The organism is Paucisalibacillus globulus DSM 18846 (genome assembly GCF_000482485.1).
In the GTDB taxonomy this organism is placed as follows: Bacteria; Bacillota; Bacilli; order Bacillales; family Amphibacillaceae; genus Ornithinibacillus; species Ornithinibacillus globulus.
Genome location: NZ_KI519439.1, coordinates 1 through 11,621 on the forward strand (window position 1 = coordinate 1; position 11,621 = coordinate 11,621).

The 11,621-nt window shown below is 33.8% G+C and carries 12 protein-coding genes and 1 pseudogene; 12 read left to right on the forward strand and 1 reads right to left on the reverse strand.

Translation table 11 applies throughout. The features are described 5' to 3' along the window. From K332_RS24610 to K332_RS0118580, 12 genes and pseudogenes are all read left to right on the forward strand, one after another. Positions 1-1,336: pseudogene (locus tag K332_RS24610) on the forward strand (hypothetical protein); the annotation flags it as partial. Positions 1,337-1,340: 4 nt separating this feature from the next. Further along, the gene (locus tag K332_RS0118520) at positions 1,341-1,892 is read left to right on the forward strand and encodes an SUKH-4 family immunity protein (protein WP_026908815.1); all 552 of its coding nucleotides are present in this window, start codon (positions 1,341-1,343) and stop codon (positions 1,890-1,892) included. Between the two features lie 564 nt (positions 1,893-2,456). Next, the gene (locus K332_RS0118525) at positions 2,457-2,951 is read left to right on the forward strand and encodes a hypothetical protein (protein ID WP_026908816.1); all 495 of its coding nucleotides are present in this window, start codon (positions 2,457-2,459) and stop codon (positions 2,949-2,951) included. A 410-nt stretch (positions 2,952-3,361) separates the two neighbouring features. After that, a complete protein-coding gene (locus K332_RS0118540; RefSeq protein ID WP_026908817.1) occupies positions 3,362-3,745 on the forward strand; it encodes an immunity 22 family protein in 384 nt (127 codons plus the stop codon). Positions 3,746-4,162: 417 nt separating this feature from the next. Next, entirely contained in the window at positions 4,163-4,357 is a 195-nt protein-coding gene (locus tag K332_RS24825) for a hypothetical protein (RefSeq protein ID WP_342665473.1), read from the forward strand. Positions 4,358-4,398: 41 nt separating this feature from the next. After that, positions 4,399-4,776, forward strand: coding sequence for a DNA/RNA non-specific endonuclease (locus tag K332_RS23770; RefSeq protein ID WP_342665480.1), 378 nt, complete (start codon positions 4,399-4,401; stop codon positions 4,774-4,776). A 5-nt stretch (positions 4,777-4,781) separates the two neighbouring features. After that, positions 4,782-5,261 carry an immunity protein YezG family protein gene (locus tag K332_RS0118555; protein WP_026908819.1) on the forward strand — a complete coding sequence of 160 codons (480 nt, stop codon included), beginning with the start codon at positions 4,782-4,784 and terminating at the stop codon, positions 5,259-5,261. A 52-nt stretch (positions 5,262-5,313) separates the two neighbouring features. After that, a complete protein-coding gene (locus tag K332_RS24615) occupies positions 5,314-5,472 on the forward strand; it encodes a hypothetical protein (protein WP_245604764.1) in 159 nt (52 codons plus the stop codon). A 121-nt stretch (positions 5,473-5,593) separates the two neighbouring features. Further along, positions 5,594-5,908, forward strand: a complete 315-nt coding sequence (locus K332_RS0118565; protein WP_026908820.1) for a hypothetical protein — start codon at positions 5,594-5,596, stop codon at positions 5,906-5,908. A 36-nt stretch (positions 5,909-5,944) separates the two neighbouring features. Continuing rightward, positions 5,945-6,388 carry a toxin-antitoxin system YwqK family antitoxin gene (locus K332_RS0118570; RefSeq protein WP_026908821.1) on the forward strand — a complete coding sequence of 148 codons (444 nt, stop codon included), beginning with the start codon at positions 5,945-5,947 and terminating at the stop codon, positions 6,386-6,388. A 1,013-nt stretch (positions 6,389-7,401) separates the two neighbouring features. Further along, a complete protein-coding gene (locus tag K332_RS0118575; RefSeq protein WP_026908822.1) occupies positions 7,402-8,157 on the forward strand; it encodes an acyl-[acyl-carrier-protein] thioesterase in 756 nt (251 codons plus the stop codon). Between the two features lie 130 nt (positions 8,158-8,287). After that, positions 8,288-9,814: an alpha-amylase family glycosyl hydrolase gene (locus K332_RS0118580; protein ID WP_026908823.1), complete on the forward strand. Its 1,527-nt coding sequence runs from the start codon at positions 8,288-8,290 to the stop codon at positions 9,812-9,814. A gap of 45 nt (positions 9,815-9,859) precedes the next feature. Here the strand turns inward: K332_RS0118580 and K332_RS0118585 are convergent, their stop codons facing one another. Next, positions 9,860-11,617 (reverse strand): glycoside hydrolase family 13 protein, encoded by a 1,758-nt coding sequence (locus K332_RS0118585; protein WP_026908824.1) that lies wholly within the window; start codon positions 11,615-11,617, stop codon positions 9,860-9,862. Between the last annotated feature and the right edge of the window lie 4 nt (positions 11,618-11,621).

Below are 11,621 nucleotides of genomic sequence, written 5' to 3' on the forward strand. Positions count from 1 at the left end.
TGCGAGTATCCGCAGTGATATCGAACAAACAAATAATCGCTTGAATCATAAAATGGACCAATTATGGGATATCTACAATACCAAGGTGAAGAAGTATGAGAATATGGATGATGAATACAATGATAAAGCTGCTGCATTGAAGAAAAAATATACAAACTTTTTCGAAGGCTTTTGGGATTTAGCGGAAGGGACCGGGAAGTTTGTAGCGGATTTAGTTGTTGGTTTATTGAAGGGCTTGTTTATTGATATAGGCTGGGGATTAATAAAGCTCGTTTATGATGCGGGGATCATTGCAGTATCCGCTAAAATACCTGATATCATTGAACCTAAATTCCTAAAAGATGCCGCCAATGAACGGATTGATAGCTTTTATACGATGGTTCAACAAATCGTAGAGGATCCATTCAGTGTAGTAGAAGGTATGGGACAATCCATTTCAGATTCAGTGGAAGAAGATGGTATTGTTTATGTAACGGGTGGAGTTGCCGCTGGATTTGTGCCGATTGTTGGGTGGAGTAAGTATGCTAAAATAGGTAAAGTACTTGATACCGATAAACCAAAAAAGTCAGTGAATAAAACCACTAATAAAGAAGGAAAAATGGTTGATCCTGTCGAATTATTATTAGTGAATGCGAAAAAGGTTGGTATTGAATTTACAAGCGGTGTTATTAATGGAATGAGGATTTTTAAGGAAATTCTGCAAGGTCGGACTGAGAATGTGGCATTTTCGGGAGTTCCCGGGGGCGGGAATATTTATAGGGTATTGAATGAGTCAGATGATACGATGAGAAGGGCTAACATTCAGAAAGATATTGATAATGGTGATGTAGCTAATCAGGGTACTCTCAATGAACCTAAGTGGAGTAATGATGGAAAATATGATAGTGTAAGAGGATATCAGGGTAGGGACCTTTCAAAATATCCTAAAGAGTATTTAGTTGATCCTAGACTTATAGTTGAGATGAGCTACAAAGGAAGTAATAAATCAGGAACAAATGCTAGTGGCTGGGAAAGAAATGCTAAGAAATTCTTCAATACATTACTTAAAAGGAATCCAGAGTATTGGAGTTCTGGAAATGTAGCTTTGATAAAAAGAGGGCGGGTTCCAATCGTTGACGAGCAATTTATAAAACACTTTCCTCAGTATAGAGAATATTTAAAAGAACCAATGAGGCATCACCATATAGGTGAAGGAGGGCAAGCAGTGGCTTTGCCGAAAAGTTTACATCCTGGGTATGGAGGTATTCATAACGTAGAAAAGGAATGGGGAATTACTGGAATAGATAATAACATTGCATATAGATTAGAAATTTTTATACAAAGTTTAAGAAGGTGAGAAGATGATAAAACCAGAAGAATTTAATAATAAATGGGATATTAATAAAGATGGCCCGCTAATTACTTTTAATGAGCAAGAGTTAATAGGTTTAGATTTTTCAGATGAACTAAAGAAATTTCTGACAGTTGCGGGATTACCTGAAACACCTCCACCATATTTAGAATTTACTTCATCAGAAGGGTTATTACGACCTGTAACGAGTGTGTTTAATATGCCAGAGTCATTTCAAAGATATTGGTTTTTGGGATCAACAGGCTCTGGGGATCCAATTTGTTTAATTGAGGAGCAAGAAACTGTTGTATTTCTTCATAATAGTGATAACTATAAAGAAGTATATATTAACTCTTCTTTAAATCAATTTGCAGAGTGTATATTAGTATATTCAAAAATGATTGATAAGGCAATAGAAGTGAATGGCGAAGATGCCTTTATTGATAATGATATTCCAAATTCTGTAATTAATTGGTTGAAAGAAGAATTGGTAAAGATTGATGGTAAATGTTTAGAAGAGGGAAGCTTTTGGGCAGTTGAGGTTGAAAATTTATTTGAATAAGCGAAAGCATGGTATTTTAAATAGTTTATTTTTGTGGAGAAAGAACATCTACACGTTTACTAATAAAGACACCATGATGGCTTTAGACCATCATGGTGTCTTTTAGTTTTTGTTAAAAAAAGGGGATGGTTCTTCCATTGACGACACCATGGCTTACATTACTCCACTACAACTAAAAGCGATGATGCGAGTGGACCGAAATGATATTTAATGGAATTTAAAACAAATGGAAAGTGGCATCTACAATAATGTTCCAAAAGCGATTAGCCGAACCTATAAGTCTCCATCATTCTGGGTTTTGGGGAGGATGTAAGTGACGCAGAGAAAACGCAAGTAGTATAAATTGCGGGTATCCGTAGTGATATCGAATTACCGAAGAATCGTCTAAATCAAAAAATGGATCAACTATGGAATATTTACAATTCCAAGGTGAAAAAGTATGAGAATATGGATGATGAATACAATGATAAAGCTGCTACATAGAAGAAAAAGTATACAAACTTCTTCGAGGGAATTTGGGATTTAGCGGAAGGGACCGGGAAGCCATTCAGTGTAGTAGAAGGTATGGGACAATCCATTTCAGATTCAGTGGAAGAAGATGGTATTGTTTATGTAACGGGTGGAGTTGCCGTTGGATTTGTACCGATTGTTGGGTGGAGTAAGTATGCGAAAATAGGTAAGGTAATTAGTATGGATAAGCCCAAAAGGTCAGTGAATAAAACCGCTAATAAAGAAGGAAAAATGGTTGGTATTGAATTTACTAATGGTGTAATTGATGGCATGAGGATATTTCGAGATATTTTTCAGGGACGTAATGTGAATTTTGCGTTTGATGGTGATCCTGGAAGTGGGAGTAATAATAGGTTAATTAATGATTCTGATGATACATGGAGAAGGACTAATAATGAGAGGGTTGAAGTTAAGGGGAAAATTGAAATTAAAAGACTTATACCTGGGACTCCAGGAAAGGTAACTGATGGAAGTTCAGCAAAACTTGGTAAGAATATGTTAGAAGAAATGGGGTTACCTCGATCAACTAAAAAAGCTAGCACTTTTTGAAACCTTTGGTGAGTTAATGGAAAAAATTAAAAGGAGGATATGAAAATGGTCAAAATTGAAGGTTCTCATGAGAAACTTACTATAGAAGAAATTAAACAATTTGAAATAGATACTGATGTGAAATTTTAAAAAAGTATACTGAATTTTTACTTAAATGGAATAGTGGATATCCGAAAGAAAGTATATTTACTATTTCTGATAAAATGGGGAAAAGTGTTTTGAATGTATTTAATGGCATAGGTGAAATGTACGATAACTTAGAGAAAGTTATAGACATATATGAATTTAGACTTGCTAAAAGGCTTTATACCAATAGCAGATGATCCAGCTGGTAATGTTATATATTTAGGTATGGAGGAGCCTTATTTATGGAGTTCTGGATTTACCAGAAGGTCTAAGGAGGTAAAACATTGAAAAACGATGTTTCTTTGTGGTTGGGATACTTCAGTAATTTTGAAGAGATTGAAAAATATACTAAAATACGGTATGACGAAGATGGAGATAGTATACCTTCTGTTTTTGAGAGAGAATTTAAATTAGGATATTATGATAGAGACTTAATTGAAAAGGATTGGATAACGGATGCTGAAGATGATATAAAAGAGCTTCTAGTGGATTTTTCATATGATGATCAGTTAATAAAGCAGTTTATAGATGTTAAGTTAAACTCTAAATATAATACCATTATATTAATTTATAACTATAATTATGATAAAGATGGAAGACATATGTCCTCAGTAAATGAAAATGAATACAAATTAGATTTTATAGGTACAGCAGAGTATATAGACTAAATTGATATTTTTACATTGAAGAGAAAAGCATTTGATTGTCAAGAAGACAAGAGGTGCTTTTGTTTTTTTGAGAAGTACTAAACTGTCGAAATGATATTTTAAGAGGGGGGGGAGAAAATTCGTTCAAGGGATACCGCAACTGCTTTTTTCATCAACAGCACTGGTAATAACACCAAGTATTGTGTATGTAACGGAAAACATTACCGCTGGTTTCGTGCCAGTAGTTGGATGGATTAAGTGCTAGAATTGGAAAAGTGTTTGATACCGATAAACTTAATAAACAGTAAATAAAACTACAAATAAAAATTGTAGATCCTGTTGAATTATTATTAGTAAATAGAAAAAAGTGATATTGAATTTAAAAGTGGTGTTATTGATGGAATGAGGATATTCAGAGATAATCTTCAGGGGCGGAATGTGAATTTTGCGTTTGATGGTGGTCCAGGGAGTGTTAATAGGATACTGATGAGAAGGGCTAAAGTTGAGACAGTTGAAGGTAAGGGTATAGTTGAAGATAATATTATTAAGGAAATAAAAGAAATTGATTTCGGAAAACATAATCTAAAAGGTAAAAATGGGAAAAACAATTACTTCCAAATGCAAAATATGTAACAAATGATGATTATAAATATACTACCGATGAACTTGGGCGTATAGTCAATGTTGAGGCTCCTGAACTTATATTAAAAAAGGCTGACAGAAATAAATATGCACAAGCAAATGTAGGAGATAAAGATAGATTACCAGATGATGATGGTGGTCATTTAATAGGTGCACAATTTAAGGGTCCTGGAGATATAGACAATCTTGTACCTCAAAATAGTCAGATTAATAGAAGAGGTGGAGTTTGGTATAATATGGAGACAGAATGGGCAAATGCATTGAAAGAGGTACCGCCTAAGAAAGTCTCTGTTAGTATTGAACCGATCTATTCTAATAATTCAATGCGACCAGATTCCTTTATGGTCGAATATGAAATTGAAGGCCAATTTCCAGTGATTCGCGAGATTGCAAATAAATCAGGAGGCTGATATTGATGAGTTTTGAAACAGAATTAAACGAGTTATATAAAGAAATTGCACAACAGGTTAATGATATGATTCCAACTGAATGGGACAATTTCTATTTTAATGGTGAAGTTAAGGAGGGTGAAGGAGGAGTTTTCTTCTTTTTTACGTCCAGAGATGAAGAACAACATATTTTTTCACATTATATTCCAAAATTATATAGTGTTGATAAGAGGGATTATAATAAAGAACTACATAAACTATTTCAACTTACTGTTGAACTCCAAAAAGTTTTTACTGATAATGACCAAGAACCTTGGTTTTCAGTGACATTATTACTTAATTCATCGGGAAAACTAAATGTACATTTTGATTACACAAATTGGCATGATAGCGAATTTGGTCCGGTATCTAGAATTGAATATTTTGAATATAAATATGTAAGTCAAAATAAAGAAAAATTTGATTTAGACTTAATTGAGAGAATGGAAAAATTCGAAGAGAAGTAGATGGCAGAGCACCTGTTTTGCATTAATGCAACAGGTGCTTTATTAATGGTATATGACTGGTAAGTTCCTTCAAACCGTGTTTCTAAATGACTTTCCTGATTTTAAATCAACTGGGGTGGAAATTCAAGAAGTCTCAATAGGAAAATATGATACATATGATATTGATTTTGCTAAGGCTGATGAATTAGCACCAATGGGCAAAATTAGATGAAAATATATGGCACATCATCAGGATTTAACAACACTGTAAGAAATTAATAAAGAATTACCCAGACCATTCCGGCATTTGGGTGGTATGTCATTATCTAAGAAGAGTAAACAGGAGTAAATGTATGAATTTATATTCTTTCGGTAAAGCAACTAAAGAATCAATACTTGAATTGAAAGAGTTATTTAGGATTTTTGATTCAGAAGATTACAAAGTACAACATACGAATAAATACGATTCTATGCCGAAAAATATAGATTCTTATGAGTTTACCAAAGGTGCTGGAACGCATGCAGAAGTAATAGCTTTAAATAAAGCGTTAAAAGCTAATCCTAACGCTTGTATTGATGATTTTGTTATAAACGTAATACGCACTGGTCAAAACAAAAATAAACCAGCGGTAATGATGTTATTAAGGTGTCCACATTTTTATATCTAACGGACGAATTTGAAATAAATACGGAGGTCTCTAAAAATGCCAAATGATATATTAACAAAAGATTATTTAGTTAAAAATGGAATGGAATTCAAGGGGGAATTAGAGTATGGTGGACCATATGATTTAGGAATAGTAGAGTATACTGAGTCTGGAGAAGAAAAGTTATTTACTGGGATTGCTTTCGACTTATATGAAAATGGGAATATAGAGAGTTATTTTTATGTTAAAGATGGTGTAAAACAAGGTCAAAATATTTCTTTTTATCCGAATGGAAATATTAAAAGAATAGGAAAAATGAAAAAGGGTGCTGCAGATGGGAAACAAATTGAATTTTATGAGAATCAGTCCAAAAAATATGAATCGGAGTGTATTGCTGGACGTGAGATGACCTATATAAAATATGACGAAATCGGGAATATATTGGAAGAGAAAAAAGAACCAACGGAATCTGATTTACTATACGCTGAAAAATTTAAGTAGAAATTATTAATTTCTTTTGAATTATATATTTGATTTGATCCGATAAATAGTATGTTCTGTTCTCCAGAGTGGAATATTATTAAGTAGGAGAATCATTAAACTATGCAAAATTCCATGTGCTATATTTTAATCAGTTTTTCCATATTAAGAAATGGCTTTAATTGGATTGATAAGTATGAGCATTTTATGGAAAGTAACTGATGAGTATCGTATTGAATAGTCAATGAATAAAGTAGAGAACTATACAATAATGAAAGATACTTTCGGTAAAATGGAAGTAATGAGCAATTGGGAGGGCTTATACTCGTATTCTATGTCAAGTGAAAGAGGTCCCTGATATCATTTATAGAAGAAATAATTTATAAGATAAGCATCAAATTAATCATAGCTAATCCAATAATAGCTGTGGTTTACTTGATACTTTCTGGTATTTGGAATATATTCTGAGCTGATTTAGTCGATTTAAGAAATGCTTAGAAATTTGTTTTGTTATAAATATGTATTTGATAATAGTGATTCGTCATGAAACGTGATTTAAAGATTAACTTAAGGTATTTTAGATGATATATTAAACCTACTTGACATTTATAAACGTTCTTTAAGTGATATGGAGAACTATCTAATCTATTATTTCTTCATACATCGAATAAAAATACGGGAAAAGCATTGAAGTATGGAAGGATAGAATGAAAAGTTCTAGGGAACAAGTGGCGGAGTACGAGACGTAAATCAATGATTTGATAAATTTAGTCCAAGGATATATAATTGAAGGTTGAAAAGCTGAACGCAAAGATTCGGAAAAACCTCAACTCAGTCTACTAGAAAGCATCTAAAGGACAAAGATTCCCAAAATCCCCTCGAACCTGTCCATTTGAACGCTTTTGTATTAAAATCCACGCACTACATCTAACTACTAGGAAGCCCCCGAAATTAATCCTCAAACAATAACTAAAAATCAATTATATGTTAAAGTAATTGTTATAATATGGAATGTTGCAACTAGGAGAGATAAGATGGAACGTATGACGAGATATAAGAAAAACTATCATATTGACTTGAATAGTGTTGATTTTAAAAAGGAACTAAAACTTAGCTCACTATTCGGTTACTTCCAAGATATAGCGAATCAAGCTGCAGAAAACCTTGGGGTAGGAATTAATCAATTAGTTGAAAAGTATGGAGTAGCCTTTGTGCTTATGAGAATTCGTATTGATTTGATTCGTAATCCAAAATTGGATGAAGAAATTATTATCGAAACATGGCCTTTAAAACCCGGAAAGCTTGAATTTGAACGTGATTTTATCGTGTATGATACAAAGGGAGAAATAATATCAAGAGCTGTTTCTGTTTGGGTAATTATGGACTTGAAAAAACGTAGATTAAAGCGTAGTGAGGCAATTAATTTAGAATATCCAGATTTAATTACAGAAAAAGCTATCGATGTAGAATTAGGAAAAATAAAAGCAACAGAAAATCTGGAAACCGCCTACCATAAAACAATTGGTTATAGCGATATTGATTTTAATGGTCATCTAAATAACTCTCGGTATGTAGATTTCATTATGGATTGTTTTCCATTAAAGGAACATGAAAACTATCATACTAGCTCTATTGAAGTCAATTACATAAATGAAGCATTACCAGGAGATACATTAATAATAATGAAGGATATTTCGAGACTTCACGAAAACCTAGTCGTAGTCGAAGGGATAAGAGAATCTGATAATAAGGTTGTCTTTCGTTCCCAAGTAGTTATTAAAGAAAATTAATGAAAAATTAATGAAAAATTAATGAAGAAATTGGAATAGTAAATTCGCTACTTTTCCAATTTCTTTTTATCTTAGTATACAAAATTTAGTTAAATAAGATAGAATAACTTTGAAATCAACGAGGAGGCTTATGATGAAAAAGTTAATCGCTTTCATAACATTACTATTATTATCTAGTATCTTATTACCAGTGCAAGCAGAGGAAAAAGATACATGGGAAGATGAAATGATCTACTTTATTATGATTGATCGTTTTCATAATGGAAATACATCAAATGATTTTGAAGTAGATATGAATGATCCTAGAGCTTTTCATGGAGGGGATATTCAAGGGATTATAGACAAGTTAGATTATATTAAAGATATGGGCTTTACAGCCATTTGGTTAACTCCAATAGTCAATAATGAATCTAAAGGGTATCACGGATATTGGACAGAAGATTTCTATGAAGTGGAAGAGCATTTTGGGACATTGGATGAATTTAAAACATTAGTTCAAGAAGCACATGACCGTGAAATTAAAATAATCCTTGATCTTGTTGTTAATCATACAGGGTACCAGCACCCATGGTTACAAGAATCAGAAAAACAAGACTGGTTTCATGAGGACCTACCGATAACAAATTGGGATAATCAAGAAAATGTAGAAAATGGCCGATTAGCTGGGTTACCAGATTTGGCACAAGAAAATCCTGAAACACGTAAGTATTTACTAGATATGGCCAAATGGTGGATAGAAGAAACCGATATTGATGGCTATCGACTAGATACGGTAAAACATGTTCCAAAAGATTTTTGGGAGGAATTTTCTAAGGAAGTAAAGTCCGTTAAAGAGGATTTCTTTCTAATAGGTGAGGTTTGGCATAATGACCCAACCTATGTAGCAGATTATGCCGAGACTGGAATTGATTCATTTGTTGATTATCCATTTTTCAATGAGGCGACACGAATTTTTAGTAAATCTGACCAGGAGATTGGAAAGTATATGGAGGTTGTTTGGAAACGAAATCAAAACCTCTATGACAATCCATATCTTTTAGGGAATTTCATTGATAATCATGATAACAAGCGATTTGCAAGACTAGCAATTGAAAAAGAGCAAGATCCAGTTACACAGTTAAAACAAGCGTTAACGTATATGTATACGGCTCCTGGAATTCCTATTGTCTATTATGGGACAGAAATAGCCATGGATGGTGGTGAGGATCCTGACAATCGCCGAATGATGGAATTTGAGGATCATGAATTAGTGTCATACATCGCTTCCTTAAGTGATATCCGGAAAAACTACCCTGCCCTTTGGAAGGGTGATCTGGAAGTGTTACTTGATCAAAATGGTATGACCATAGTTAAGCGTACATATGAGGGAGATAGCTTGATAATAGCTATTAATCACACAACATCAGATCAAACAGTAACATTTACACACGAGCAACTTAAAGCGGATCTTCAGTTACGTCCTATACTAGAAAATACTACTATTATAGATGATTCAGATGGTTATGAGATATCCATTCCAAAAGAAACATCAGAAATATATCTTGTTGAAGAGGCGACAAAGCAAACGAATGCACAACTTTGGATTATCGTCGCAGCAGTTGTTTTTGTAGTTGGTTCAATCACTATTTATCTATTTAAAAAACGTAAACAGAACTAAAAAAATACCCTAGCGCTTTCAGGTAGCGCTAGGGTATTATCTATCCTATAATTCAAAAATACGAAAACTAAGTGGACCAATTTCTATAGTAGTTCCTAAAGTCAATTCCTTCTTCTCTTCCGATTCGATAGCCCATTCCTTAACCGTAGTAGTATGAAGTTCATCACTAGGAATCTCAAGTACCTTACTACTATTATTAACATAGAAACGTAAGCGTGTATCTTCATTGAACTTTTCATAAATAATATAATTTTTTTCATTATCTACATGGACAAATCGAATATCAGCATGATTTCCAAAGACTGGCTCCGTTCTGCGCCATTGTAATAGCGTTTGTACATAACAAAATAGTTCTCTATTTTGCTTTTCTACATTCCATTCCATACAAGCACGACATCCAGGATCTTGACCGCCAGCCATACCAATTTCATCTCCATAATAAATACAAGGAGTTCCTATGAAGCTTAACTGGAATAAGTATAATAGTCTTACACGGTCATGACTTCCGTTAGCAAGCGTTAGGATACGTGGTGTATCATGGCTATCTAATAGATTAAAAGCAACTTCATTTACATTTTTAGGATACATATGAAGAACTTTGGTTACAGAATCCGAGAATTCTTGAGCAGAAATGCTCTCTTTTGCAAAGAAATCGATTGCACTATTAGTGAATGGATAGTTCATAACAGCATCAAATTGATCGCCTTGTAGCCATGGCATGGAGTCATGCCAGATTTCACCTAAAATATATGCCTCAGGTTTAACGGCCTTTACTACTTTACGGAAATCTCTCCAAAACGCATGATCCACTTCATTAGCAACATCTAAGCGCCAACCATCAATATCAAACTCTTCAACCCAATAACGTGCTACTTGTAATAGATAGTCTTTTACTTCAGCGTTTTCTGTATTTAGCTTTGGCATGGAGGAAACAAATCCAAATGCATCATAATTAGGCTTTCCTTCGGCTTTAACAGGGAATTCCCATAAATGGAACCAATCCTTGTACTTAGAACTTTCCTGATTGTTTAACACATCCTGGAAGGCTGGGAAATAAAAGCCACTGTGATTAAATACTGCATCTAGCATTACTCGAATTTCTCTTTTATGACATTCTTGTACGAGGCGGCGAAATGTTTCTTTGTCTCCAAACTGTGGATCAATTTCCATATAATCTATCGTGTCATATTTATGGTTTGAATGAGCTTTAAATATCGGAGTAAAGTAGATTCCACTTATACCTAACTCTACTAAATGATCTAAATGGTCAATCACACCTTGAAAATCTCCACCGAAAAAGTTTGTCGGGGTTGGATCTGCACTCCCCCATGGAAGCGTTCCTTCTGGATTAAGTGAAGCATCTCCATTCCCAAATCGTTCTGGAAAAATTTGATACCAAACGGTGTCTTTAACCCATTCTGGAGCACGGAATACATCGACATTATTTAAGTATGGGAAGCAGAAGTAGTATGCAATATCAGCAGGTGTAGAGGTGAAAAATCCACTTTCCATATAGTACAGGGTTTCGATATGATCAGAGCATTCAAATGCGTAGCGCATACGGTGGAACTCAGGATCGACCGAAATAGTCCAGTAATCATAGAGAGCAGTTGAACCTGATTTAGTCATCGGCATCGATAATGTATTCCAAACATCATTTGACCAATCATAAGGATCTCCGTAGATAAGCTTAACATGATCTACATCATCCCTTTTCGTTTGAAGCATGAGATGGATGGTGTCCGCATTATATGCGTAGGCGTAATTATTTTTAGGACGGTGAAAAATAGCTTCTTTAATCATGAAT

Excerpts from the sequence above, each read along its gene's own strand:
- K332_RS0118520 (WP_026908815.1), top strand. The coding sequence starts at position 1,341 with ATGATAAAACCAGAAGAATTTAATAATAAATGGGATATTAATAAAGAT.
- K332_RS0118525 (WP_026908816.1), top strand. The coding sequence starts at position 2,457 with ATGGGACAATCCATTTCAGATTCAGTGGAAGAAGATGGTATTGTTTAT.
- K332_RS0118555 (WP_026908819.1), top strand. The coding sequence starts at position 4,782 with ATGAGTTTTGAAACAGAATTAAACGAGTTATATAAAGAAATTGCACAA.
- K332_RS24615 (WP_245604764.1), top strand. The coding sequence starts at position 5,314 with ATGACTGGTAAGTTCCTTCAAACCGTGTTTCTAAATGACTTTCCTGAT.
- K332_RS0118565 (WP_026908820.1), top strand. The coding sequence starts at position 5,594 with ATGAATTTATATTCTTTCGGTAAAGCAACTAAAGAATCAATACTTGAA.
- K332_RS0118570 (WP_026908821.1), top strand. The coding sequence starts at position 5,945 with ATGCCAAATGATATATTAACAAAAGATTATTTAGTTAAAAATGGAATG.
- K332_RS0118575 (WP_026908822.1), top strand. The coding sequence starts at position 7,402 with ATGGAACGTATGACGAGATATAAGAAAAACTATCATATTGACTTGAAT.
- K332_RS0118580 (WP_026908823.1), top strand. The coding sequence starts at position 8,288 with ATGATGAAAAAGTTAATCGCTTTCATAACATTACTATTATTATCTAGT.
- K332_RS0118585 (WP_026908824.1), bottom strand. The coding sequence starts at position 11,617 with ATGATTAAAGAAGCTATTTTTCACCGTCCTAAAAATAATTACGCCTAC.